The organism is Ruminococcus sp. SR1/5 (genome assembly GCF_000209835.1).
GTDB classification, from domain to species: Bacteria; Bacillota; Clostridia; order Lachnospirales; family Lachnospiraceae; genus Blautia_A; species Blautia_A fusiformis.
Genome location: NC_021014.1, coordinates 2,946,987 through 2,972,344 on the forward strand (window position 1 = coordinate 2,946,987; position 25,358 = coordinate 2,972,344).

The 25,358-nt window shown below is 46.5% G+C and carries 23 protein-coding genes and 1 pseudogene; 20 read left to right on the forward strand and 4 right to left on the reverse strand.

What is annotated here, in order from left to right:
* The first annotated feature begins 104 nt into the window (after positions 1-104).
* From CK1_RS14830 to CK1_RS14865, 8 genes and pseudogenes are all read left to right on the forward strand, one after another.
* Complete coding sequence (locus CK1_RS14830) at positions 105-788, forward strand: CDP-alcohol phosphatidyltransferase family protein (protein ID WP_015526979.1); 684 nt, start codon at positions 105-107, stop codon at positions 786-788.
* Positions 785-1,651 carry a phosphatidylserine decarboxylase gene (locus CK1_RS14835; protein WP_015526980.1) on the forward strand — a complete coding sequence of 289 codons (867 nt, stop codon included), beginning with the start codon at positions 785-787 and terminating at the stop codon, positions 1,649-1,651. Before CK1_RS14830 ends, CK1_RS14835 begins: the two co-directional genes overlap by 4 nt.
* Positions 1,652-1,875: 224 nt before the next feature.
* Positions 1,876-2,556 (forward strand): response regulator transcription factor, encoded by a 681-nt coding sequence (locus CK1_RS14840; RefSeq protein WP_015526981.1) that lies wholly within the window; start codon positions 1,876-1,878, stop codon positions 2,554-2,556.
* A complete protein-coding gene (locus CK1_RS14845) occupies positions 2,553-4,067 on the forward strand; it encodes a sensor histidine kinase (RefSeq protein ID WP_015526982.1) in 1,515 nt (504 codons plus the stop codon). The genes CK1_RS14840 and CK1_RS14845 overlap by 4 nt, the downstream gene beginning before the upstream one ends.
* 146 nt (positions 4,068-4,213) lie before the next feature.
* On the forward strand, positions 4,214-4,843 hold the full coding sequence (gene hisH, locus CK1_RS14850) for an imidazole glycerol phosphate synthase subunit HisH (protein ID WP_015526983.1): 630 nt from the start codon (positions 4,214-4,216) through the stop codon (positions 4,841-4,843).
* Positions 4,844-4,845: 2 nt separating this feature from the next.
* Positions 4,846-5,604 carry an imidazole glycerol phosphate synthase subunit HisF gene (hisF, locus tag CK1_RS14855; RefSeq protein WP_015526984.1) on the forward strand — a complete coding sequence of 253 codons (759 nt, stop codon included), beginning with the start codon at positions 4,846-4,848 and terminating at the stop codon, positions 5,602-5,604.
* Positions 5,605-5,625: 21 nt separating this feature from the next.
* Positions 5,626-6,299, forward strand: a pseudogene (ung, locus tag CK1_RS14860) (uracil-DNA glycosylase).
* Between the two features lie 41 nt (positions 6,300-6,340).
* Complete coding sequence (locus CK1_RS14865) at positions 6,341-7,939, forward strand: putative polysaccharide biosynthesis protein (RefSeq protein WP_306288961.1); 1,599 nt, start codon at positions 6,341-6,343, stop codon at positions 7,937-7,939.
* Between the two features lie 182 nt (positions 7,940-8,121).
* On the opposite strand, the gene pepT is transcribed toward CK1_RS14865, so the two are convergent.
* Positions 8,122-9,348, reverse strand: coding sequence for a peptidase T (gene pepT, locus CK1_RS14870; RefSeq protein ID WP_306288962.1), 1,227 nt, complete (start codon positions 9,346-9,348; stop codon positions 8,122-8,124).
* A 188-nt stretch (positions 9,349-9,536) separates the two neighbouring features.
* Here pepT and uraA point away from each other — a divergent pair, with 188 nt between their 5' ends.
* The 7 genes from uraA (at position 9,537) to xerD (ending at position 16,099) form a co-directional block, all read left to right on the forward strand.
* On the forward strand, positions 9,537-10,787 hold the full coding sequence (uraA, locus tag CK1_RS14875) for a uracil permease (RefSeq protein WP_022426696.1): 1,251 nt from the start codon (positions 9,537-9,539) through the stop codon (positions 10,785-10,787).
* A gap of 264 nt (positions 10,788-11,051) precedes the next feature.
* Complete coding sequence (recA, locus tag CK1_RS14880; RefSeq protein WP_015526986.1) at positions 11,052-12,104, forward strand: recombinase RecA; 1,053 nt, start codon at positions 11,052-11,054, stop codon at positions 12,102-12,104.
* A gap of 3 nt (positions 12,105-12,107) precedes the next feature.
* The gene (locus CK1_RS14885) at positions 12,108-12,596 is read left to right on the forward strand and encodes a regulatory protein RecX (RefSeq protein ID WP_015526987.1); all 489 of its coding nucleotides are present in this window, start codon (positions 12,108-12,110) and stop codon (positions 12,594-12,596) included.
* 140 nt (positions 12,597-12,736) lie between these two features.
* Positions 12,737-14,296, forward strand: coding sequence for a ribonuclease Y (gene rny, locus CK1_RS14890; RefSeq protein WP_021650814.1), 1,560 nt, complete (start codon positions 12,737-12,739; stop codon positions 14,294-14,296).
* 131 nt (positions 14,297-14,427) lie between these two features.
* Entirely contained in the window at positions 14,428-14,703 is a 276-nt protein-coding gene (locus CK1_RS14895) for a hypothetical protein (RefSeq protein WP_015526988.1), read from the forward strand.
* The gene (locus CK1_RS14900; RefSeq protein WP_306288963.1) at positions 14,664-15,035 is read left to right on the forward strand and encodes a hypothetical protein; all 372 of its coding nucleotides are present in this window, start codon (positions 14,664-14,666) and stop codon (positions 15,033-15,035) included. Before CK1_RS14895 ends, CK1_RS14900 begins: the two co-directional genes overlap by 40 nt.
* Before the next feature lie 179 nt (positions 15,036-15,214).
* Positions 15,215-16,099 (forward strand): site-specific tyrosine recombinase XerD, encoded by an 885-nt coding sequence (xerD, locus tag CK1_RS14905; RefSeq protein ID WP_015526990.1) that lies wholly within the window; start codon positions 15,215-15,217, stop codon positions 16,097-16,099.
* 139 nt (positions 16,100-16,238) lie between these two features.
* Here xerD and CK1_RS14910 read toward each other — a convergent pair whose 3' ends face one another.
* On the reverse strand, positions 16,239-17,270 hold the full coding sequence (locus tag CK1_RS14910) for a 3-deoxy-7-phosphoheptulonate synthase (protein WP_015526991.1): 1,032 nt from the start codon (positions 17,268-17,270) through the stop codon (positions 16,239-16,241).
* Positions 17,271-17,312: 42 nt separating this feature from the next.
* Positions 17,313-18,650 carry a polysaccharide biosynthesis protein gene (locus tag CK1_RS14915; RefSeq protein ID WP_306289116.1) on the reverse strand — a complete coding sequence of 446 codons (1,338 nt, stop codon included), beginning with the start codon at positions 18,648-18,650 and terminating at the stop codon, positions 17,313-17,315.
* Between the two features lie 118 nt (positions 18,651-18,768).
* On the opposite strand from CK1_RS14915, the gene CK1_RS14920 reads away from it, so the two are divergent.
* The 5 genes from CK1_RS14920 to CK1_RS14940 all read left to right on the forward strand — a co-directional run bounded on the left by CK1_RS14920 (position 18,769) and on the right by CK1_RS14940 (position 23,532).
* Positions 18,769-19,197 (forward strand): RrF2 family transcriptional regulator, encoded by a 429-nt coding sequence (locus tag CK1_RS14920; RefSeq protein WP_015526993.1) that lies wholly within the window; start codon positions 18,769-18,771, stop codon positions 19,195-19,197.
* A gap of 25 nt (positions 19,198-19,222) precedes the next feature.
* Positions 19,223-20,410: a cysteine desulfurase NifS gene (nifS, locus tag CK1_RS14925; protein ID WP_015526994.1), complete on the forward strand. Its 1,188-nt coding sequence runs from the start codon at positions 19,223-19,225 to the stop codon at positions 20,408-20,410.
* A 28-nt stretch (positions 20,411-20,438) separates the two neighbouring features.
* Positions 20,439-20,885 (forward strand): Fe-S cluster assembly scaffold protein NifU, encoded by a 447-nt coding sequence (gene nifU / locus CK1_RS14930; RefSeq protein ID WP_015526995.1) that lies wholly within the window; start codon positions 20,439-20,441, stop codon positions 20,883-20,885.
* A gap of 89 nt (positions 20,886-20,974) precedes the next feature.
* A complete protein-coding gene (locus CK1_RS14935) occupies positions 20,975-21,325 on the forward strand; it encodes a cation transport ATPase (protein WP_015526996.1) in 351 nt (116 codons plus the stop codon).
* Between the two features lie 5 nt (positions 21,326-21,330).
* Entirely contained in the window at positions 21,331-23,532 is a 2,202-nt protein-coding gene (locus CK1_RS14940; RefSeq protein WP_306289117.1) for an HAD-IC family P-type ATPase, read from the forward strand.
* A gap of 142 nt (positions 23,533-23,674) precedes the next feature.
* Here CK1_RS14940 and CK1_RS14945 read toward each other — a convergent pair.
* On the reverse strand, positions 23,675-25,358 hold a 1,684-nt coding region (locus CK1_RS14945; protein WP_502685111.1), incomplete at its 5' end, for an alpha-amylase family glycosyl hydrolase.

Here is a 25,358-nt window from a genome sequence, read left to right on the forward strand (position 1 = left end):
TTGATCGAATGCAGATCGCGGAGATCTGCTTGACCCAGATCAGGTAAGTCCCCTGTGGGACTGCGAATATAGCCTGACATGAAAAAGAAAAAAGAGGTGTGCAAATGATAGGATTTTATGATTACACGGTAATAATGACTTACATAAGCGTAGTTTCTTCCATGATCGGAATCTTCTGCGCTGTGACGGACCATATTTCAGCAGCGGTGTGCTGTCTTGCATTTTCCGGACTGTGCGATATGTTTGACGGAAAGATCGCAAGAACTAAGAAGAACAGAACGGAGGAAGAGAAATGCTTCGGGATCCAGATCGATTCCCTTGCAGATATCGTCTGTTTCGGGATCCTTCCCATTGTGCTGGGATTTAAGCTTGGAATGTGTCATATTTACGGAATAGCTATTCTTTTATTTTACGGTCTGGCAGGCCTGATCCGTCTGGCATACTTCAATGTTATGGAGGAAAAACGTCAGAATGAAACCTCCGAAAACCGAAAATATTATCAGGGACTTCCCATCACATCCATGTCTGTGGTCCTGCCGCTTCTGTTTGTGGTATCCCTGCTTTTTCCGGAGTATAAATGGTTTGTGGTGCTCCTTCATATCGCAATGCTGACGGTAGGACTTCTGTTTATCCTGGATTTTAAATTCCGTAAGCCCACCAACAGGGAGCTGGTGATCATTGTTGCGGTAGTTTCTGTGGCAGTCCTTCTTGTACTTTTCTACAACGAAGGATGGTGGAAGTTCAATTATCTCTATAAGCTTTCCATGGAGAGAGGTGGTAATCTATGATCCGGACAGCGGACAGAATGGGGCATATTACAGAGGAGGATTCCTTTCAGAACAACCTTCTGGAAAAAATCTACGGTTCTGTAGCCGGACGCATGCTGATACGTCCACTGGTCACTCCTGTTGTTTCCATTGCCATGGGAAAGCTTCTGGATTCCAGGCTGTCGGCAGCAGCGGTGAAACCCTTTATACGGTTCAATCATCTGGATATGAGTGATTATGAAAAGCGTAAATACATCTCTTACAATGATTTTTTCAAGCGGAAGATCCGGGAGGGTGCCCGCCATATTGATATGGAACCGGGACATTTTATCAGTCCCTGTGACTGCAGGGTGAGTGTGTATCCGGTAGATGAAAAAGCCCGTCTTCATATCAAACAGACCGAATATACCATAGATGAGCTTCTCAGGAATCCTTCTCTTGGAAAAAGATATCAGGGTGGCTATGTGTGGGTGCTTCGTCTCTGTGTTCAGGATTATCACAGATATATTTATCCGGACAATGCGGCGGAGTCCGGACGCATCAGGATCCCGGGGATCCTGCATACAGTCAACCCCGTGGCCAACGATGCCTATCCGATCTACAAGGAAAACAGCAGAGAGTATTCTCTTTTGAAAACAGAGAATTTCCGTACCGTGCTGATGATGGAGGTAGGTGCTCTTCTTGTCGGAAGGATCGAAAACCGGCCAGGGAAAGCATTTGTGAAACGGGGAGACGAAAAAGGAAATTTTGCTTTCGGAGGCTCCACCATTGTGCTGATCACCGAAAAAAATGCGGTAAAGCCGGATGAAGATATTTTAAACAATTCCCGTGAAGGAATTGAAACAAGAGTATTCATGGGAGAAAAGATCGGAGAATCCTTTTAGAGGGTTCTCCTTTTTTGCGGATAAAATTAAAAAAATGAAATTACGTTCACACACACAACACAAACCTGTGATATATTATGAGCAGTAGCAAAGCGGAATGGAAATATCCGCTTTAGAATGAATCGGAAGTAAAAGCTCAGCTTTTTGTAAAGAGGGATGATACAGAGCATTTCGGGCTGTCAGCAGCTGCCCGGAACAGCGACTGAGAAACGGAGGAAGATAGAATGGATGCATTAAAAATTCTTGTAGTAGATGACGAGAGCAGAATGAGAAAACTGGTAAAGGATTTTCTCACCAAAAAGAATTTCCAGGTACTGGAAGCAGGCGACGGTGAGGAGGCCATGGATATTTTTTATAAAGAAAAGGACATTGCGCTTCTGATCCTGGATGTGATGATGCCGAAGATGGATGGCTGGGAAGTATGTCGTGAGATCCGCAAAAATTCCAAGGTTCCCATCATTATGCTGACAGCAAGAGGAGATGAGCGTGATGAGCTTCTGGGATTTGAACTCGGGGTGGACGAATATATCTCCAAACCCTTCAGCCCCAAGATCCTTGTAGCACGTGTAGAAGCCATTCTTCGAAGAACGGGACAGAGCAACCCGGATGAGATACTTTCAGCAGGTGGGATTGTCATTGACAAGGCAGCGCATCAGGCAACGGTAGATGATAAACCGATGGATCTGAGCTTCAAGGAATTTGAGCTTCTGACTTATTTTCTGGAGAATGAGGGAATCGCTCTTTCCAGAGAAAAGATCCTGAATTCTGTGTGGAATTATGATTATTTCGGAGATGCCAGAACCATTGATACTCATGTCAAAAAACTGAGAAGTAAAATGGGCGATAAGGGCGAGTATATCAAGACAGTCTGGGGGATGGGCTATAAGTTTGAGGTAGGAGAATGAAAAAACGAAGGAAAAATAAAAAGATCCACAGTCTCCGCCATCAGATCACAGCATACTTTATCGGTCTGCTGTTTTTATCCATTCTGACTATTACCGTGATCAACGGAGCCTTTCTTGAAAAATATTATGTGACAAAAAAGATCGATGTACTTCTGAATCTCCGAACAACTCTGGAAAATACAGATATTGACAAGATGATGAACAGCAACAGCTCGAAAGGTATGGAGAGTATTCCCGATGAGATCCAGAGAGCCTGCTCCAGAAACAATCTTTCCTGGGTTATCATTGACAGCAGCAATACCAGCTGGCTTTCCTGGGGCGAAAATGAAAAAATGCTTCAGAGCAAGCTGTTCGGATATGTCTATGATCTGGATGAGGACGGAGATAAGAGCCGGACCTTGAAGCAGGGTGACAATTATACCATCCAGCAGTCGCATGACCGTTTTGCGGGAATGGATTATGTGGAATGCTGGGGACAGCTGGATGAGGAACATTATTTTATCATAAGGACACCCCTTGAGAGCATCCGGGAGAGCGCTGATATTTCCAATAAGTTTTACTTTGCGGTAGGTCTGATGATCATAATCTTAAGTGGTCTGGTCATTATGGTCGTGACCAGGAGGATCACCCGTCCCATCAGTGAGCTTACGGAACTTTCCAGAAAAATGTCAGATCTGGATTTTGAGGCAAAATACGAGAGCAAGGTCGGCAATGAGATCGATGTTCTGGGAGATAATTTCAACCGGATGTCCTCACAGCTGGAGACTACCATCAGTGAACTGAAATCTGCAAATAATGAACTGCAGCGTGACATTGAGGACAAGATCAAGATCGACAAGATGCGAAAGGAATTTCTGGATAACGTATCCCATGAACTGAAAACTCCCATAGCCCTGATCCAGGGCTATGCAGAAGGCTTAAAAGAAAATATTTCTGATGATCCTGAGAGCAGAGAGTTTTATTGCGATGTCATTATGGATGAAGCCTCCAAGATGAATAAACTGGTAAAAAATCTTCTAACACTGAATCAGCTGGAATCCGGCAAAGATGCAGTTGTAATGGAGCGGTTTGATATCGTATCCCTGATTCGCGGCGTGCTTCAGACCATGAATATCATGATCGGGCAGAAGGATGCAAAAGTGATCTTTGAGGCGGAGAAGCCGGTTTATGTATGGGCCGATGAGTTTAAGATCGAAGAGGTTGTGACAAACTATGTAAGCAATGCCCTGAACCATCTGGAGGGAGAGAAAGAAATCGAGATCAAGCTGCAGGATGAGGGTAACCGTGTGAAGATCAGTGTGTTTAACACAGGGACTCCGATCCCTGAGGCAGATGTACCGAATCTCTGGAATAAATTTTATAAAGTTGATAAAGCGAGAACCAGGGAATACGGCGGAAGCGGTATCGGTTTATCCATTGTAAAGGCCATCATGGAAAGCATGAACCAGGAATATGGCGTGCAGAACTTTGATAATGGCGTGGAATTCTGGTTTACACTGGACCGGAAATAATAAAACTTTACCGTGATAATGTGAAAAAATGGGCGGCAGCAGAGAAAAGTCTTTGCAACCGCCTGTTTTTGCGTTATACTAAAGCAATGTAAATCGAAGGTGAGAGAGGAATATCGAGATACAAAAGAGCAGGAGGAAGCATTATTATGATAGGAATCATTGACTATGATGCAGGAAACATCAAAAGTGTGGAAAAAGCACTTCAGTATCTGGGACAGGAGACTGTCGTCTCAAGAGATCCCCAGGTGCTTCTGAAAGCAGATAAAGTAATCCTTCCGGGGGTTGGAAGCTTTGGGGATGCTATGGAAAATCTCAAAAAATACGGACTTGTTCCGGTAATACATGAGATCGTGGAAAAGGGAACGTCCTTTCTTGGGATATGCCTGGGACTGCAGCTGCTTTTTGAGAGCAGTGATGAGACACCGGGAGTGGAAGGTCTTGGAATCCTGAAGGGGAAAATCCTGCGCATCCCGCCAAGTCCGGGACTGAAGATCCCGCATATGGGCTGGAATTCCCTGCATATTCAGAACAGCGGAAGATTATTTAAAGGTATTCCGGAAAACACATACGTTTACTTTGTACATTCCTATTATCTTCAGGCAGAGGAGGAAGAGATCGTGAAAGCGACCACTCAGTACAGCACATGCATCCATGCGTCTGTGGAGAAGGGAAATGTATTTGCGTGTCAGTTCCATCCGGAAAAAAGCAGCCGGTGGGGCTTGAAGATCCTTGAGAATTTTGCGGCACTTGCGTCAGGCACCGGAAAGGAGGCATAATCATGTTTACAAAAAGAATCATTCCATGTCTGGATGTAAATAAAGGACGTGTAGTAAAAGGCGTGAATTTTGTTGATCTTAAGGATGCCGGAGATCCGGTGGAAATTGCCAAAGCTTACGATGCAGCCGGTGCGGACGAGCTTGTTTTTCTTGATATTACTGCCTCCTGCGAGGAGCGTGATACCGTGGTGGATATGGTAAGAGCTGTTGCTGCCAACGTATTTATCCCGTTTACCGTAGGCGGAGGGATCCGTACCGTAGATGATTTCCGGAAGCTTCTCCGTGAAGGTGCAGATAAGATTTCTGTAAATTCCGCAGCTATCGACCGTCCGGAGCTGATCCATGAGGCCGCACAGAAATTCGGAAGCCAGTGTGTAGTAGTTGCCATTGATGCCAAGAGAAGACAGGATGGCGGCTGGAATATCTACAAACATGGCGGAAGACTGGATACCGGTATTGATGCTCTTGAATGGGCAAAGAAGGTGGAAGAACTTGGCGCAGGTGAGATCCTTCTTACCAGTATGGACTGTGACGGAACCAAGGCCGGGTATGATATTGAACTTACAAGAGCCGTTGCAGATGCGGTTTCCATCCCGGTGATCGCCTCCGGTGGTGCCGGAACCCTGGAGCATTTTTATGATGCACTGACAAAAGGCGGAGCAGATGCGGCACTGGCAGCATCTCTGTTCCACTACAAAGAGCTGGAGATCCGGGAAGTGAAGGATTACCTTGCGGAAAAAGGAATTTCCGTGAGAAGATAAGTTGGATGAGAGGTGATAGATATGGCTCCTATAGCAGGAGACTGGCAGGAGGCACTGAAAGGTGAGTTTCATCAGCCCTACTATGCCAAACTTTATAAAACCGTGATGACAGAATACAGAACAAGAAAGATTTTTCCGCCGCCGGAAGATATGTTCAATGCGTTTCATTTTACGCCTCTGCATCAGGTAAAGGTTGTGATCCTGGGACAGGATCCCTATCACAATGACGGACAGGCTCATGGGCTTTGCTTTTCCGTAAAAAAGGTGTGGAAACACCGCCATCTCTAGTGAATATTTATAAGGAACTTGAGGATGATATGGGATGTTATATCCCAAACAACGGTAATCTGGAAAAATGGGCAAAGCAGGGCGTGCTTCTTTTGAACACAGTGCTGACTGTACGTGCACATCAGGCCAATTCCCACAGAGGGATCGGCTGGGAACAGTTTACCGATGCGGCCATCCGGATCCTGGACCAGGAGGATCGCCCGATCGTGTTTCTTCTCTGGGGGCGGCCTGCTCAGATGAAGGCATCCATGCTTCATAATCCGAAGCATCTGATCCTGGAAGCACCACATCCAAGTCCCCTTTCTGCCTACCGGGGATTTTTCGGATGCAAGCATTTCAGCAAGGCTAATGAATTTTTGAAAGCCAATGGGGTAGAACCTGTTGACTGGCAGATTGAGAATATTTAAGTTAGGGAAAGTAAAATGGGTAAAAAAATGATAACACACTTGTGAAAAACGCATCTTTTCTTATGGTTGCGGCGCTGATCTCCAAGATCATCGGAATGCTGTACAAGAGTCCGCTTTCAACTACACTGGGAAGTCAGAGCTTTGCACTTTTCCAGTTTGCACAGAATGTATATTTTATTCTGCTGATGATCGCGTCCTTCAGTATTCCTCAGGCTGTATCCAAGATCATGGCGGAGAAGATCGCTTTTCACAGATATAAGGATGCACAGAAGGTATTTTACGGTGCACTGATCTATGCGGCAGTTGCCGGCGGTATCGTGGCGCTGATCTGTGTATTTGGTGCAGGAATCCTGGTTCCGGACAGTATGGCTAACGCCCGTCTGGCACTGCAGATGCTTGCGCCCACAATTTTCATGTCCGGTCTCTGCGGTGTATTCCGTGGATATTTCCAGGCATACCGCAATATGATGCCTACATCGATCTCGCAGATCATTGAGCAGATCTTTGTGGCAACCTTTGCGCTTCTGATGTCACATGTATTTATCCAGCATTTTTCCGCAACAGGAGATATGGATCTGGTCCATCGCTGGGGTGCGGCAGGTGCTACCATGGGTACCGGAGCAGGTGTGGCTTCTGCGCTGATCTTTATGCTGATCGTTTATGGGGTAAACCGTAAGATCATCCGGAAAAGGATCGTCAATGACCGCCATTCTGTAAATGAGAGTATGGGTCATGTAATGAGTAATATCGTGCTCATCATCATGCCGATCATTCTCAGTGCTTTTATTTATAATGTAAACGGATATATCAACAGCTATATGTATTCCGGTATCATGGATATCAAGGGTGCTGCCAAGGACGTGATCCAGACCTTGTATTCTGAGTACGGATATTATATGACGCTGATCAATATCCCGCTTACCCTGGCAAGTACAGCACCGACATCTATGATCCCTGAGGTTTCTGCGCATTATGCAATGCACGATATTGAAGGTGCAAATATGAAGACAGACCGTGCCACATGGATCAGTATGCTGATCTCCATTCCGGCGGCAGTAGGTCTTGCAGTTCTCTCCGGACCGATCACGAGACTGATCTTCCCGGGAACCAATGGCGTAGGCGGACAGCTTCTGATCCTGGGAGGAATCACCATTATCCTGAATGGCAACTCCAATATCACCAACGGTGTACTTCAGGGAATCGGCAAGCCGAAGCTCCCGATGATCCATGCAGCCATTGCACTGGTGGCAGATGTGATAGCCATGGCCCTGCTTCTGGTATTTACCAATCTTGGTGTTTATACCATTGTCATTGCCCAGATCGTTTATGCAGTTGTGATGTGTCTTCTCAATGATCGTTCCATCAAGAAATATATGGGCTATAAGAATCCGTGGAGAAGTGCTTATTTAAGCCCGTTCCTGGCATCTATCCCGATGGGAGTCGTTGCGGGAGTGGTGTATTACGGCCTGTATGCACTGATCCATTCCAATGTGATCTGCCTTGGTATTTCTGTGATCCTGGCAGCAGTTGTATACTTTATTGTATATCTGTTTGTAAGCAAGCCCGGTGAAGAAGAACTGGGTATGATGCCTGGTGGAAGATATATGAAGAAACTGGCGAGAATGATGAAGATCATCTGATCTGTAAGTCCGATCAGTAAACGGCAATACAGTTATTCGGTGCAGAACTTAAAGTGAACACAGCTAGCATAGAAAAAAATACTCACAGATTTGTTCCGGCAGATTTCCAGCCGGAGGATCTGTGAGTATTTTTTATTGTATCAGGTCTCTGGAAATACAGGCTTTTGAAGAATGGATTCCTTTTAGACTTTTTTCTGTGAAAACAGTCTTATGATCTCCAAAGTAATGTTCACAGCGGCATCCATTCCTTCTGCTGTAATATGCTCATAAGGCCCGTGATAGGCATGTCCGCCGGTTCCGAGATTCGGGCAGGGCAGTCCCATAAAGCTTAACTGTGCACCGTCTGTGCCGCCGCGGATAGGCAGGATCAGCGGTGTGACATCGCAGCTGTGGCAGGCTTCCTCTGCCAGAGATATCAGCCATGGGCAGGTATCGATGATTTCTTTCATATTGCGGTACTGCTGGGTGATGGTAAGAGTTACGGTACCTTCCCCCCATTTTTCATTGAGGATCTCCGTGATATGTGTGAGCGTTTTCTGACGGATCTCAAAAGAAGCGGCATCGTGATCCCGGACAATATACTGAAGCTCAGCCTGGGAAACATCTCCTTTCATGGAACACAGATGGAAAAATCCTTCGTAATCATCTGTATTCCTGGGAGTATCTGCCGCCGGAAGCATGGAGTTAAATTCCATGGCAACGAGGGCTGCGTTGATCATGGTATTTTTGGAAGAACCGGGATGTACATTAACGCCCTGGAAGGTTACTTTTGCACTGCAGGCGTTAAAGTTTTCGTACTGGATCTCGCCTTCCGTATCACCGTCTAGGGTATATGCATAATCCGCACCGAATTTTTTTACATCAAAGTGTGCCGGTCCCATGCCGATCTCTTCATCCGGAGTAAAAGCAACGCAGAGAGGTCCGTGAGGTATTTTTTCCGTAAGGATATGCTCCAGCGCAGTGAGGATCTCTGCAATGCCGGCCTTGTCGTCTGCGCCCAGGATCGTGGTTCCGTCTGAGGTGATCAGGGTACGCCCGGCAAGTGAAGCAAGATGGGGGAACATTTCCGGGGAAAGAGTTCTGCCGCTTGTGCCGAGAGGGAGCTCTTTTCCATCGTAATCTTCTGTGACCACCGGTGTGACTGCATGGTCGCAGAAATCGGAAACCGTATCCATATGAGCGATAAAGCCCAGTGCTTTGCAGTGCTCCAGACCTTCTGTAGCAGGAAGATGTGCATAAACGTAACAGTGTTCATCCAGAGATACATCAGAGATCCCAAGGCCTTTCAGTTCCTCCACAAGAAGCCGGGCCAGGTCAAACTGGCACTGGGAAGAGGGGGAAGAAGAGCTTTCTTCATTGCTGGGGGTGGATATTTTTACATAGGATAGAAGTCGTTGGTATGCTTTCATAGAAGAATATTCCTTTCTGAAAAATTCCTTCCGGAACAGACGACAGCTGTATTTATGGAATCCGCCTGTTTTTCCGGAGATAATAACAGTATACCACACAGTATCCGTATATTTTCAGAAAAAATATCCCACGATGTGAAAACCTGTGCTATAATCTGTGAGATAATAAAAAACAGGAGGATTTGAGAGTGGAAAAAAGAATCATACAGGTCGAAGAAAAAGTACCTGCAAAGATGCTGATACCGTTAAGTATCCAGCATATGTTCGCCATGTTCGGAGCATCCGTACTGGTGCCATTCCTTTTTGGTATCAGTCCGGCTATTGTGCTTCTGATGAATGGTGTGGGAACACTCCTTTTTATTTTCATCACAAAAGGAAAGGCACCGGCTTATTTGGGCTCCAGTTTTGCCTTCCTTTCACCGGCTCTTCTGGTGATCAGCAAGTATGGATATGAGTATGCCCTTGGTGGGTTCGTTGTTCTGGGTATTGCTGGTATGTGCGTGGCATTGATCGTCCGCCAGTGCGGAACAGATTGGATCGATATCGTGCTTCCTACAGCGGCAATGGGACCGGTAGTGGCACTGATCGGTCTGGAACTTGCGGGAAATGCAGCAAGTACGGCAGGACTTCTGGACGAGAAGGTAGATCCGAAGAATGTGATCGTATTTCTGGTCACACTTGGAGTTGCGGTATTCGGGCAGATCCTGTTCCGGGGCTTCCTTTCTGTTATTCCGATCCTGATCGCGATCATTGTGGGATATGTGGCAGCAGGTGCATGCGGGCTTCTGGATTTTACACAGGTAAGGGAAGCGGCATTTTTGGCTCTTCCCAACTTTACATCTCCGAAATTTAATTTTGAGGCCATTATGACGATCTTTCCGGCATTGCTTCTGGTAACCTCCGAGCATATCGGCCATCAGATCGTAACTGGAAAGATCGTTGGAAGAAATCTTCTGAAAGATCCGGGTCTCCACAGATCCCTGTTTGCGGATTTCTTCTCTACCACAGTTTCCGGATGCCTTGGTTCTGTGCCGACAACTACTTACGGTGAGAACATCGGTGTCATGGCAGTGACAAAGGTTTACAGTGTACAGGTGATCGGTGGTGCGGCAGTGCTTTCTATCTGCTGTTCCTTCCTTGGTAAACTGGCAGCCCTGATCAGTACCATTCCCGGTCCGGTGATCGGTGGGATTTCTTTCCTTCTTTACGGAATGATCGGAACCTCCGGCCTTCGTATGCTGGTTGACAATCACGTGGATTACAGCAAGTCCAGAAATCTGACGCTGACAAGCGTTGTCTTTGTTGTAGGTCTTTCCGGAATTGCCCTGAAGCTTGGAAATGTTGAGCTTACCGGTATGGTGCTGGCATGTGTGGTTGCCATGGCATTAAGCCTTGTATTCTATATTTTGGACAAACTGAAGCTGACCAACGATCAGTGACAGGAAATATATTGCATAAAAAGCAGATGAAGAGGGAAATCTTTTTATCTGCTTTTTTGCGTTCAGAGAGGAAAAAGAAATCATGTATGGGAAGCCTTTTGTCGGATTTTCAGAGATCCTGTCAACAAAAAAACAAAGGGATTTTCAAGTATCTTATTGACAATCATTCCGTTTTATAATACTATGTAATACAGAAAACACGAACAAAGGTTCGAATTAAAGGAAACCTGATTAGAAAGAGAATAAAGAATAGGAGATTACATAATGATCAGTGAAGAGAAGCAGAAGGCGCTGGAAGCGGCTCTTGGAAATATTGAGAAACAGTTCGGTAAAGGCTCTGTCATGAAGCTTGGAGATTCCAGTTCCCATATGCAGGTGGAGGCAGTTCCCACAGGATGCTTAAGCCTGGATATCGCCCTTGGTGTAGGTGGTGTTCCTAAGGGACGTATCGTGGAAATCTACGGACCGGAGTCCAGTGGTAAGACAACGGTAGCCTTACATATGGTCGCTGAAGTGCAGAAGAGAGGCGGAATCGCAGGATTTATCGATGCGGAGCATGCTCTTGATCCTGTTTATGCCAAGAGTATAGGTGTTGATATCGACAACCTTTATATTTCACAGCCGGATAACGGAGAGCAGGCGCTGGAGATCACAGAGACTATGGTACGTTCCGGTGCTGTGGATATCGTGATCGTGGACTCTGTTGCAGCCCTGGTCCCCAAGGCTGAGATCGAAGGAGATATGGGAGACAGCCATGTAGGTCTGCAGGCCCGTCTGATGTCACAGGCACTCCGTAAACTGACGGCTGTTATCAGCAAGTCCAACTGCGTGGTGATCTTTATCAACCAGCTTCGTGAAAAGGTTGGAGTGATGTTTGGCAATCCGGAAACTACAACCGGTGGACGTGCGCTGAAATTCTATGCATCTGTCCGTATGGATGTACGCCGTGTGGAAACATTGAAGCAGGGTGGTGAGATGGTCGGAAACCACACCCGTGTGAAAGTAGTTAAGAACAAGGTGGCTCCGCCATTTAAGCAGGCAGAGTTTGATATCATGTTCGGAACCGGTATTTCCAGAGAGGGAGATATCCTGGATCTGGCTGCAGAATGCTCCATCGTAAACAAGAGCGGAGCCTGGTATGCATATGAAGGGGATAAGATCGGACAGGGACGTGAGAATGCCAAATTATTCCTGCGAGAGCATCCGGAGATCCGCGATGAGATCGAGAAGAAGGTTCGTGTACATTATCATCTGGATCCGGCAGATGAGACAGCAGAAGCAGCAGTACAGGCAGAAGATACAGAGAAGGAAGAGTAATCCATGCTGGATCTGGAAGAACAAAACCGTGCAAGAAAGAAAGCCATGCGGCTTCTGGAACATATGGACCGCACAGAGAAAGGCCTGACGGATAAACTCCGTCAGGCTGAATTTTCACCGGAGGCAGTAGAAGATGCCATTGCTTATGTGAAGTCCTATGGGTATATCAACGATGCCCGTTATGCCAGAACCTATATCTCCTTCCGCATGGAAACCAGGAGCCGTCAGAAGATCCTCTCGGAACTTCAGTTAAAGGGTGTGGACCGTCAGACTGCCCTGGATGCCTGGAATGAGATGGAAGAGCTTATGGAACCGGACGAGCGGGAGGTATTACGCAGGACGATCGAGAAGAAATATGCGCCGGACACAGAGCTTGATGAAGGACAGATGCGAAGGCTGTATGGATATCTGGCCAGACGAGCGTTCCGGTATGAGGATATTTCCCATACCCTGGAAGAAATGAACATCCGGGTGAACCGTGATATGGAATGACTCTGCGGAGAAAAAGAGCCAGTTTATATATGCTAACCAAAATCTGCTTTTTCATGAGAAAAACTTGACATAAATGTGAAAAACAGCTAAACTTGTATTGTTGTATTTGTACAATGAAAACTAAATAAGGAGGTGCTCCTGTGGCAGGCACAATTATCGGTGTTATTGTCGCTGTGGTAGTCACGCTACTTATTGCAGTTCCTGTTACTTGCAAGGTTGCTGTTGACAAGAAAGTACGCAAGGATGCGGAAATCATAGGTACAGCAGAGGATAAGGCAAGGAATATTCTTGATGAAGCATTGAAAGCAGCAGAGACCAAGAAACGTGAAACTTTACTTGAAGTAAAGGAAGAATCTCTGCGAACTAAAAATGAACTGGAAAGGGAAACCAAGGAACGGAGAAACGAGCTGCAGAGATACGAGAAGCGAGTTTTGTCAAAAGAGGAATCTGTTGACAAAAAAGCCAATGCAGTGGAGAAGCGTGAGCTGGAATGTACAGCGAAATTTAACGAGTTACAAGAAAAAGAAAAACGAGTAAATGAACTTGAGGAAAAAGGAGTACAGGAACTGGAACGAGTTTCAGGTCTTACCTCCGAACAGGCAAAAGAAGAATTACTGAAATCTGTAGAAGATGACGTAAAGGTGGATGTTGCAAGACTCTATAAAGAGCTTGAGAACAGAGCCAAGGAAGATGCCAATAAGAAAGCCAGGGAATATGTAGTCAATGCCATTCAGAAATGTGCAGTGGATCATGTTTCCGAGACAACGATTTCTGTGGTACAGCTTCCAAGTGATGAAATGAAGGGAAGGATCATCGGTCGTGAAGGCCGTAACATCCGTACACTTGAGACACTTACCGGTGTGGATCTGATCATTGATGATACACCGGAGGCAGTGGTACTCTCCGCATTTGATCCGATCAGGAGAGAGATCGCCAGAGTGGCTCTTGAGAAACTGATCGTGGATGGACGTATCCATCCGGCAAGAATTGAAGAGATGGTAGAGAAAGCCCAGAAAGAAGTGGAAGCACAGATCCGGGAAGACGGTGAGAATGCTGCCATGGATGTAGGGGTACATGGAATCCATCCGGAACTTCTGAAGCTTCTTGGACGTATGAAATTCCGTTCAAGCTATGGACAGAATGCTCTGAGACATTCAATTGAGGTTGCACAGCTTTCCGGACTTCTTGCAGGAGAAGTTGGTGTGGATGTGCGTATGGCCAAGCGTGCCGGACTTCTTCATGACATTGGTAAATCCATTGACCATGAGGTAGAAGGTTCTCATATTCAGATCGGTGTGGATCTCTGCAAGAAATACAAGGAGTCCCCGATCGTTATCAACACGGTTGCGTCTCATCATGGTGATGTGGAGCCGGAATCTCTGATCGCGTGTATTGTACAGGCTGCTGATGCAATTTCCGCAGCAAGACCTGGAGCAAGACGTGAGACCCTGGAAACCTATACCAATCGTCTGAAACAGCTTGAGGATATCACCAATGAATTCAAGGGTGTAGAGAAATCTTTTGCTATTCAGGCAGGAAGAGAAATTCGTGTTATGGTCGTGCCGGATCATGTAAGTGATGCAGATATGGTTCTCCTTGCAAGAGATATTGCAAAGCAGATCGAGGCAGAGCTTGAGTATCCTGGACAGATCAAAGTTAATGTGATCCGTGAAAGCAGAGCGGTTGACTACGCAAAATAAGCTTTCAATGGAAGAAAGTTCTGGAAATACCAAAGGCCGGACAGCTTTTTAGCTGGCCGGCCTTTTTTTGTCATGCGGAAAAACGGTCATATTACTGGAAAAACAGGCGTAAACTGGTACAGGGTGAGTAAATGGAGAGTAAGACAGAGAACCGGAAGTGGAAAAATGCCGGACGTTTTCCGGCGGAGCTTCTTTTTATGACCGGAGTTTTTGCGGGAAATGTGTTGCCGAATCTGATCTGGAAAATGGAGTGGAAGCAGAAAACCCTGGCTTCTTTTTATCTGATCCGCAGCTTTGCAGGAAAAGATATTTCCGGCGGAGCTTATTTCCTGGAAGTGCTGCGACGAAGAGGAGGTTTTTTCTTCTGTTGTTTTTATGCGGATTTACAATATTCGGAGTGCCTTTGACGGTCGCATATATGCTGTTTTTGGGAATGGAGACAGGAATGATCCTGGCATTATCGGTTCTGGAATTTGGTATTTATGGCGGTGTGGCCGGCGCTGGACTTCTGATGCCGCAGTATCTGGTCTATATTCCGGCGTATTTTTATCTTGCAGGTATCGTATACAGACAATCGTATGGGATCTGGAAAAATTATGGACTTGTGCCGCAGAAAACAGGGGCTTATTTTCGGCAGGGGATCACAGTTTTTCTGCTGTATACAGGAGGAATCCTCGCAGAAAGTTTTCTGAATCCCTGGATCGTAGAAAAAGTTATAAAGGGCCTGAAATTTTTTTGAGGAAAATTTCCACAATATCTAGTGATGGTTTCCATAAAATCTGCGATATTTGGTGGTTTGTGCCGGAAAGTGTTGAAATTGTGCGGTTTTACGATGAAAAACTGTTTGATTTTATGTAAAATTCACAGTATAATTCAGTCATAAACGAGTATGATTTTAGAGAAACGGGATGCAGAGAAATGGATATAGAGATACGGGAATTTATTACATATTTACATAATAGAAAAAGGACGTCACATAATACAGAAGTATCTTACCAGAGAGACCTGAAGAAGATGGCAGTGTATTTTGCAGATCGTGGGATCTATGATATCCGAGATGTAGGAGAACTGGAGCTGGAAGGCTATCTCAGCTATATGGAGAGAGGACAGTTCGCTTCCTCAACGATCTCCAGAAATGTAGCATCTATCCGTGCCTTGTTTCAGTATCTTTATCAGGAGAACAGGATCGAGAGGGATCCGTCTCTGGAACTGAAGCCGCCCAAGGTTGAGAAGCGGATGCCGGAGATCCTTACTGTGGATGAGGTAGACCGCCTTTTGAAACAGCCGGATCTGAATACACCGAAGGGAATCCGGGACAGTGCCATGCTGGAGCTTTTGTATGCTACAGGAATGCGTGTCAGTGAACTTTTGCGGCTGAATCTGGAGGATCTCAATCTGCGGCTTGGTTATGTAGTCTGTCACGATGAGGATAAGGAACGGGTGATCCCGATAGGAAATGTATGCAAAACAGCCATGGAGAAATATCTGAAGGAAGCCCGTGGAAAATTTGTGAAAGAAAATGAGACGGAGAGTCTTTTTACCAACTGTTCAGGAAAATCCATGAGCAGACAGGGCTTCTGGAAGGTTCTGAAGGGATATGCAGAGGAAGCCGGGATCCAGCATGATATCACGCCGCATACACTGAGACATTCTTTTGCCGCACATATGCTGCAGAATGGAGCGGACGTGAAGAGTGTGCAGGAAATGCTTGGACATTCGGATATTTCCACCACACAGGTCTATCTGAACTTTGGCGTTGCGAAAATGCGAGACGTATATATGAAAGCACATCCGAGGCATTGATCTGTAAGAAATAATATAAAAAACGCGTGCAAAAAAGAACCGGCAGCTTCCAAAATGGAAGAATGCCGGTTCTTTTTTTGAACATAAAGTGTAAAAGGATCACAAATATCCGTTTCCTGAACTGCAGATCAGACAGATCTTAGCAATTTTCAGCAATCGTGTAAAGCAGCTTCTCAGACTCATCCCAACCAAGGCAGGCATCTGTGATGGATTTTCCGTAGATGTGATCTCCACCGATCTTCTGGTTGCCTGGCTCGATATAGCTCTCGATCATGAGACCCTTTACCATGGAGTGAAGCTCAGGATCTACCTGACGGCTGTGAAGAACCTCACTTGCGATACGAACCTGCTGCTCGTAATGCTTGTTGGAGTTGGAGTGGTTGGTATCCACGATCACTGCCGGGTTGGCAAGGTTCTTTGCATGGTATTTGTCATAGAGAAGACGAAGATCCTCGTAATGGTAGTTTGGGATTGCTTCCCCATGCTTGTTTACCGCACCGCGAAGGATTGCGTGAGAGAGTGGGTTGCCGGTGGTCTCAACCTCCCAGCTTCTGTAAATAAAACGATGAGCGCCCTGTGCTGCAACAATGGAGTTCAGCATAACGCTGTAGTCACCACTGGTAGGGTTCTTCATACCAGCCGGAACATCCATGCCGCTGACAGTCAGTCTGTGCTGCTGATCTTCAACAGAACGTGCGCCTACAGCAACGTAGGAAAGCAGATCAGAGAGATAACGGTAGTTCTCCGGGTAAAGCATCTCATCTGCACAGGTGAAGCCACTTTCGCGGATAGCACGCATGTGCATCTTGCGGATCGCGATCAGTCCGGCAAGAAGGTTCGGTTTTTTCTCAGGATCCGGCTGATGGACCATTCCCTTGTATCCTTCACCGGTCGTACGTGGTTTGTTTGTGTAAACACGCGGGATGATCAGGACTTTATCCTCGATCTTTTCCTGAACTTTGCGAAGTCTTAAAAGATAATCGCATACGGCATCTTCGTTATCTGCAGAACATGGTCCGATGATAGCGAGGAATTTATCGGATTTTCCGGTGAAAACGTCGCGAATCTCAGCATCGCGTTTCTCCTTGAGCGCCTGAAGTTCAGCATCGAGCGGATACTGATTGCGGATTTCCTCAGGAGTTGGCAGTTTTTTTATGAATTCAAAACTCATAGTACTTTATTCCTCCATAACTATAGACATTTCGATTATTTATTATAAACGATTATTGGCCGATTGTCGATAGGGAAATTTTAGCGCTTTCACGTGTAGAAGAGTAAGCAGCAGCTCACCCAGAAAAATTCCGTAAAAATAGCCTCGGATCCCTGTTGCCGGAATTATAAAAACAACGGAGAAAATACGGATGAGAATGCCGGCAATACTGTGGATCAGACAGAGCCCCGGTTTTCCAAGTCCCTGCAGGATGCTGGTGAGCATGGTGTTTGTATAAAGAAAAGGACAGATAAAAGACAGATACCGTATGTAGGTTCCGGCAGTCTGGCTGTGAAAAAGCAATGTTCCGAGGAATGGGCCAAAAAGAAAGAATCCGCTTCCGCATAGAAATCCCAGGAACATGCACAGAAAAAAGGTCTGATCTGTGACACGGCGGATCTGCTTCTGCTCTCCCAGTGCATCAAGCTGTGCGATGGAAGGCATCAGCATCACAGCGGCGGAAGAGGTAAGTGTGGAAGGAAACAGGAGCAGGGGCAGTGCCATTCCTGTAAAGATCCCATAGATCTTCAGTGAGTCTGAGGCTGTCATGCCGGAACGCAGAAGCATCTGTGGGATCAGGACCGCTTCTATGCTGCCGAGAAGTGTCAGAAGGATCCTGTTCAGGGAAATGGGAAAAGACAGTGTGAAAAGGTCCTTTATCAGCGGAAAGATCCTGACGGGAGTCTTTTCGTGTACAGGGTGATTTCCGAAATGAAAGGAAACTACCAGCAGCGACACCAGCGAAGCGGCAGTCTCTCCGGCAAGGGAACCTCCCGCTGCGATCAATGCAGTGATCGGACGTCCTTCGGAAAGAAAGATCAGATACAGGATATAGGTAGTGCCGATCCGTGCAGACTGCTCCGAAAGCTGCACGGCTGCCGGAACAGAGGCTTTTTTCCGGGCATAATAATAGCTGTCAATGCAGGAATGAATGGCACAGAGAGGAATACTGACAGCTGTTATGCGAAGAAGACCGGCAGTCTGCGGTGTTTTCAGAATTGCGGAAGCAAAAAAATATGCGTGCTGAAAAAGCAGAAAACCGGCTGCAGCAGAAAAAAAGACAGCCATAAGTGTTCCTGTGACCAGCGAAAAACGTGCCTCCTTTTTCTCCTGAAGGGCAAGTCTGGACGCGATTAGGCGTGAAAGGGCAGACTGGATCCCTGTATAGGATAAAGCGGCCATAAGTCCCTGGAGAGGAAGAACCAGCTGATACAAACCAAGACCTTCCGCACCAATGGCATGGGAGAGGAATATTCTATAAAAGAAACCTGCGATACGGCTGATAAGGCCTGTGCAGGCAAGAATCAGGGTTCCTTTGAGAAATATTTTTTTGACATGGATAACCTTGAGTCTTTTTTGTCAGTATATGAAGAAGTTAGTCTTGACAGAACCATATGTTTCTGATAGAGTAAACATGAAATCCGAGGAAAACACTGGGAATTGAAAAAGAGGTGAGCGGATGAAACTGTCAACAAGAGCAAAATACGGACTTAAGGCTTTGATAGACCTTGGTCTTTACAGTGAAAAAGAAGCGGTCTCGCTTCAGAGTATTGCGGGCCGTCAGAATATATCAGTCAGCTATCTGGAGCAGCTGATGGCACTTTTGAAGAAAGCGGGCCTTGTGAAGAGTGTCCGCGGCGCAGCCGGAGGATACTTTCTTGGAAGACCGGCAGAAGAGATTTCAGTGGGAGATATCCTTCGTGTCCTGGAGGGTGGCCTGGAGGCTGCAACATGTCCGGGAACAGAAGGTGACGGTGGCTGCCAGGGTTCTGATCTCTGCGTGGCTAAATTAGTGTGGAAGAGGATCAACGACAGCATCACAGATGCAGTGGATACCCTGATGCTCAGTGAGCTGATCGAAGAAAGCCGGAGAATACACGAAAAATAATTATCCTGAACAGGAGGAAAAGAAAATGGGAAAAATGATATATCTGGACAATGCGGCTACCACAAAGACCGCACCGGAAGTTGTGGAGGCTATGCTGCCGTATTTTACAGAGTTTTATGGAAATGCTTCAACCGTTTATGATTTTGCGGCAAACAGCAAGGCTGCCATCGCAAAGGCAAGACAGCAGATCGCAGATGTGATCGGAGCCAAAAAAGAGGAGATCTATTTTACAGCAGGTGGTTCCGAGTCTGATAACTGGGCTCTGAAAGCGACCTTTGAGGCATATAAAAATAAAGGAAACCATATCATCACAACAAAGATCGAGCATCATGCCATCCTTCATACCTGCGAGTACCTTGAAAAAGAGCGTGGTGCCAAGGTCACATACCTGGATGTAGATGAGAATGGTTTCATTGACCTGGATGAGCTTCAGAAAGCCATCACACCGGAGACCATCCTGATCTCTGTTATGGCTGCAAATAATGAGATTGGTACTCTTGAGCCGCTGAAAGAGATCGGACAGATCGCACATGAGCATGGAATCCTGTTCCATACAGACGCTGTTCAGGCATTCGGCCAGATCCCGATCAATGTAGATGAGTTCAATATTGATATGCTCAGCTCCAGCGGACATAAGATCAACGGACCGAAGGGAATCGGCTTCCTCTATATCCGTAAGGGTGTTAAGATCCGCTCCTTCGTACATGGCGGAGCACAGGAGAGAAAACGTCGTGCAGGTACAGAGAACGTTCCTGGTATCGTAGGATACGGTCTTGCAGCAGAGCGTGCAAACAAGTCCATGAAAGAGCGTACTGCAAAAGAAATCGAGATCAGAGATCATATGATCAACAGGATCCTCACAGAGATCCCGTACGTACGTCTCAATGGAGATAAAGTAAAACGTCTTCCGAACAACGTAAATGTAAGCATCCAGTTCATCGAGGGAGAGTCACTTCTTCTGATGCTTGATAATTTCGGAATCTGTGCATCCAGCGGTTCCGCATGTACATCCGGTTCTCTGGATCCGTCACACGTTCTGTTAGCTATCGGTCTTCCTCATGAGATCGCACACGGATCTCTCCGTATGACCTTAAGCGAGGAGACGACAATGGAGGATGTTGATTTTGTAGTAGATAAGCTGAAAGATATTACTGCAAACTTAAGAAGCATGTCTCCATTATATGAAGATTTTATTAAAAAGCAGAAAAAATAATAAAAATACTTGCCAGGAGGAAAAAATAATGTATAGTGAAAAAGTAATGGATCATTTTCAGCATCCACGTAATGTCGGTGAGATCGAGAACGCAAGTGGCGTGGGTACTGTAGGAAATGCAAAATGCGGTGATATTATGAGAATATTCCTTGATATCGATGACGAAACTCATATTATCAAAGACTGCAAATTTAAAACATTTGGATGCGGTGCAGCAGTTGCAACAAGCAGCATGGCAACAGAACTTGTAATGGGCAAGACCATTGAGGAAGCTATGGAAGTAACCAACAAGGCCGTTATGGAGGCTCTGGACGGACTTCCGCCGGTAAAGATCCACTGTTCCCTGCTTGCTGAGGAAGCAATTCATGCAGCTCTCTGGGATTATGCAGAGAAACATCACATTAAGATCGAGGGTCTTTCCAAACCGAAGTCTGATATCCACGAGGGTGAAGAGGATACAGAAGAGGAGTATTGATCCCTTTTATTTACGATCATAACCGGGGCATGAGCAAGCTTCAGTCGAACAGAACCGTAAGCCATTGAAAGGACAGGTAAGTAAGAAGCATGACAGGACTTACGAACGAAGAAGTTCAGGAAAGAATTGCGCAGGGCCAGGTAAATAATAACGAAAACCCCAACACCAGGACATATAAGCAGATCATTCTGGAGAATACGTTGACATTCTTCAATTTTCTGAACCTGGTGCTGCTGGTTCTCGTACTGCTGGTTGGTTCCTACAAAAACTCCATGTTTGTAGGAATCATTTTTATTAATACCGTGATCGGGATCATTCAGGAGGTCCGTGCCAAGAAGACGATTGACAAGCTGGCCATCCTGACAGAATCCAAGACGGTTGTTCTGCGTGAAGGAAAAAATGGAAAATTTCTACAGAGAAGCTGGTTGTCGATGATCTGATATTCCTGAAGGCCGGAGAACAGGTTCCGGCAGATGCGAAGATCCTGGAGGGAAGCCTTGAGGTCAATGAATCCCTGCTTACCGGTGAGGCAGACAATCTTCCGAAGAATCCGGGAGATGAGCTTTTTTCCGGAAGCTTTGTGACGGCGGGACAGGCCTGTTGCCAGATCATCCATGTGGGAAGTGACAACTATGCGTCAAGGATCACCAGCGAGGCCAAGGAATTCAAACGCCATAATTCAGAGCTTAGAAATTCCCTGAATGCCATTCTGAAGGTGATCAGTATCATTATCGTACCAATGGGTGCGATGCTTTTTTATAAACAGTATTATTTTGTGGGAGACAATATCCGGGATTCTGTTGTCAATATGGTTGCAGCGGTCCTGGGAATGATTCCGGAGGGACTGGTCCTTCTTACCAGTGTGGCACTGACTCTGGGTGCGCTGAAGCTGGCCCAGAAGAAGACGCTGGTGCAGGAGCTGTACTGTATAGAAACTCTTGCACGCGTGGATACGCTCTGCCTGGATAAGACAGGAACTATCACAGAGGGTACCATGTGTGTGGAGGCGGTGGAGAGCTATCCGCCGGTGTATGATGAGATTTCAGAGAAAATATCCGGGAAAGATCCTGAATCCGGCGAAGGTGACAGCAATGGAACTGAGAGTTCTGCGACTTCTGCAGTTTCAGCAACAGATGCGATCGCAAAGGAGGATGGAAGTGCGAATCTCGTATTACAGGAAAAGTCAGAAGCTGACCCGGAGAAACATAGTCAGGAAGATCTGGAGAAGACCCGGGAGATCGAGCATATCATGGGAAATCTGCTTTCTGTGCTGAAGGATCAGAATGCCACTGCCGATGCACTCAGGGCAAGATTTAAAGTATCTCAGGATATGGAGCTGGATCATGTGATCCCGTTTTCTTCTGACAGGAAGTACAGCGGAGCTGCATTTACAGATACAGGTACTTATCTGATGGGTGCAGCGCAGTTCCTTTTTCCGGAAGGGAACCCGGAGCTGATGGAGTATTGTGGCAGATTTGCAGAGGAAGGTCTTCGTGTGCTGGTTCTTGCCCATAGTGTAAATGTGAGTGAGGGAGCGGAGCTTCCGGAGGGACTGGAACCTGTCGGACTTTTGCTTATTACCGATGTGATCCGTGCAGAGGCACCGGATACGCTGGCATATTTTGAAAGCCAGGGTGTTGATCTGAAAGTGATCTCCGGTGATGATCCGGTGACAGTTTCTGCCATTGCCAGACGTGCAGGCCTTAAAAATGCAGAGCATTATATCGATGCAACAACGATCACAACACAGGAACAGATGGACGAGGCAGTTGCAGAATATAGTGTGTTCGGGCGTGTAACACCTCAGCAGAAGCAGGCAATGGTGAAGTCTTTACAGGCTCAGCAGCATACGGTTGCCATGACCGGTGATGGTGTCAATGATGTTCTGGCGCTTAAAGAGGCGGACTGCAGTATTGCCATGGCTGAGGGCAGTGATGCTGCCAAGAATATTGCCAATGTGGTATTGCTGGATTCTAATTTTGCAGCAATGCCGGAAATTGTGAATCAGGGACGCCGGGTTGTAAATAATATCCGTACTGCGGCATCTATGTTTCTGATCAAAACGATTTTTTCCGTGCTGCTGTCACTGATCACGATCTTCTTCGGGGATTCCTATCCCTTTGAGCCGATCCAGATGTCTCTGATCAGTGCCTGCGCTGTTGGTATTCCTACATTCCTTCTGGCACAGGAGAATAATTATGAGAAGATCGACCATACATTTTTGCGTCATGTATTTATGAATGCATTTCCGGCTGCTGTGACCATCACGGGCTGTGTGTTCAGTGTGATGCTGGTATGCCAGAATGTATACCATTCCAATGCTATGCTGAATACAGCCTGTGTGCTTGTAACAGGATGGAATTATATGGCGGCACTTAAGACAGTTTACGCACCTCTGAATAAGTATCGAAAGGTGATCATTTACAGTATGCAGGTGATCTTTTTCGGTGCGGCGGTGGTTCTGCAGAATCTTCTGACACTGGGATCGCTGGAATTCGGAATGATCATTCTGGTGTTCCTTCTGATGACATTTTCTCCGATCCTGATCGATGTGATCACGGCCTGGCTCAGAAATATTTACAGCCGTTCGCTGGATAGTGGGGAACAGGGGAAATTTGCTGCATTTATTGATAAGCTGAGAAAATAATAATATGAGAAATAAAAAAGGACACTGCCCGTTGAAAATGGCAGTGTCCTTTTTTGCAAATAAACTGTGAAGCAGTTATCCAGTTATCCGGTGCAGAGCTGTGTAGAGAATGCAGATTGTGGATATCCGCCTGACAAAGCTATTATTTCGTGTGCATAAGCCAGATAAATCCGAAGGCCGGGATCTCTACAGCCTGTGCGTCTCTCTGAACTCCTGTGAGAAGATCTGTGTAGGTACCGTCCTGTTCGTTGATCCAGGCTACCTTATCCTGGTCGCTGAAGTTGTAGATGCAGATCAGCTTTTCTTCAGAAGTTTCTCTTACCAGGGCAAGGAGAGCTTTTTCCCAGGTTTCTAGTGTATGTGCAGAAACTTCAGGTGCAAATACCGGATGGCTGGCACGGATGGATTCCAGCTGCTCAAGGCTGTTGAAAATGCGTCCCTGGATCGTTTCGGCATCGGCTCTGTTCCGGGCAAGTGCCCAGTTGAAACGTCCGTTGTGGAGCCAGCGGGGATCAGCTGCTTTGGAAATGTCGGCTTTATAGGTGTAGTCATTTAGCTGTCCGACCTCGTCACCGCTTCGAAGTACCGGAATTCCGGGGAGGGAAAGAAGCAATGCATGAAGTGCTACGTCATAGCGGATTCCCCGGCTGACACCCTCCATATTTCCTTCATAATCAAAACGCTCGATTCCTGCAAGAGATGCGGTTGTTCCGCAGAGCTCAGATTCCTCGGTTTCCGGATTCACATAAATTTCACCCCGGGCAAAGGAATCAGGGAAAATACCTGCCAGGAATTCATTCAGATAATCTCTGTGAGGCCCTTCTGTGATAAAGCTTCCTTTCAGGAAATCATAGTCCAGATTCCAGCGTACCGTGTTGCGGTTACGGAGGTAATTCTGGAATACCGGTGCCTGCGGAAGGTCTGCAGCTCTGTCGATTCCCCGGCGGAGAAGGGCAGTGTCCTTTGTGGCAACGGTATGCCAGAGATCGGACATCAGCTGGGTGCTGTTTACAATGTGAAGTTCCGGCATATCGGAAGTTCCGCCGAATGCAGCAGCCTCTGCAGGTGGGCGGTCTGTTTCGCCAAGGAGAAGAATTCCGGGGCATACGATCTCACACACCATTCGGGTCATACGCAGCAGAGAGTGAAGCTTCCAGAGATTTTCTTCCGGCATCATCGGAAGGACACCAAGGCTGAATATAGAAGCACCTTCATTTGCAAGTTCCAGGATCTGAAGAAGCATTGCATTGAAATAAGCCGGAGTCTGGAGCACACATGGCGTACCGGACTGTGGGTCATCCACAGAAAGACTTAACGGGATCTCAAGAGCCAGGCGGATACCTGCTTTCCTACAGTTAGCTGCAAGTGTGTACAGATCTTCGGAGGTTCCGATCTCCGGGATAATGCGAAGAGAGCAGTTGGAGGTTGCCTGGAAAAGATCTGTCAGGTACAGAGTGTCTGCTTTGCATTCACTGATATAGTCCAGCTTATCGGACAGCCCGGAAAGAGTATCTGCGAAGTCAGCAGGATTTACAGCCATTCCGGTGAAAGTAGTCTTACGGAACCAGTCAGGATCTGCAGCGCAGTTCTGGTCGGCTTCCTTCATGGAAAGAGAACGCTCACGGTAGATTTCTTTCATCTTTTTTGTGAGGCTTGAGAATGTGCCGGTAACTTCCGTGTGATCGCGGAACAGTTCGCAGTAAAGCCATTTCAGATCATTGTAGTAGTATTTCAGACGTTTCTCGTAGAGGGCATCGTAAGCTGTGTCCTCCTTGGAAGTTTCGACTTTCAGAGGCTCAATCTTGGAAGTAGTAACTTTCGCCGGC

Coding starts and splice junctions, on each gene's coding strand:
- CK1_RS14830 (WP_015526979.1), top strand. CDS start 105: ATGATAGGATTTTATGATTACACGGTAATAATGACTTACATAAGCGTA.
- CK1_RS14835 (WP_015526980.1), top strand. CDS start 785: ATGATCCGGACAGCGGACAGAATGGGGCATATTACAGAGGAGGATTCC.
- CK1_RS14840 (WP_015526981.1), top strand. CDS start 1,876: ATGGATGCATTAAAAATTCTTGTAGTAGATGACGAGAGCAGAATGAGA.
- CK1_RS14845 (WP_015526982.1), top strand. CDS start 2,553: ATGAAAAAACGAAGGAAAAATAAAAAGATCCACAGTCTCCGCCATCAG.
- hisH (WP_015526983.1), top strand. CDS start 4,214: ATGATAGGAATCATTGACTATGATGCAGGAAACATCAAAAGTGTGGAA.
- hisF (WP_015526984.1), top strand. CDS start 4,846: ATGTTTACAAAAAGAATCATTCCATGTCTGGATGTAAATAAAGGACGT.
- pepT (WP_306288962.1), bottom strand. CDS start 9,348: ATGAAAGCATACCAACGACTTCTATCCTATGTAAAAATATCCACCCCC.
- recA (WP_015526986.1), top strand. CDS start 11,052: ATGATCAGTGAAGAGAAGCAGAAGGCGCTGGAAGCGGCTCTTGGAAAT.
- CK1_RS14885 (WP_015526987.1), top strand. CDS start 12,108: ATGCTGGATCTGGAAGAACAAAACCGTGCAAGAAAGAAAGCCATGCGG.
- CK1_RS14895 (WP_015526988.1), top strand. CDS start 14,428: ATGGAGAGTAAGACAGAGAACCGGAAGTGGAAAAATGCCGGACGTTTT.
- xerD (WP_015526990.1), top strand. CDS start 15,215: ATGGATATAGAGATACGGGAATTTATTACATATTTACATAATAGAAAA.
- CK1_RS14910 (WP_015526991.1), bottom strand. CDS start 17,270: ATGAGTTTTGAATTCATAAAAAAACTGCCAACTCCTGAGGAAATCCGC.
- CK1_RS14920 (WP_015526993.1), top strand. CDS start 18,769: ATGAAACTGTCAACAAGAGCAAAATACGGACTTAAGGCTTTGATAGAC.
- nifS (WP_015526994.1), top strand. CDS start 19,223: ATGGGAAAAATGATATATCTGGACAATGCGGCTACCACAAAGACCGCA.
- nifU (WP_015526995.1), top strand. CDS start 20,439: ATGTATAGTGAAAAAGTAATGGATCATTTTCAGCATCCACGTAATGTC.
- CK1_RS14935 (WP_015526996.1), top strand. CDS start 20,975: ATGACAGGACTTACGAACGAAGAAGTTCAGGAAAGAATTGCGCAGGGC.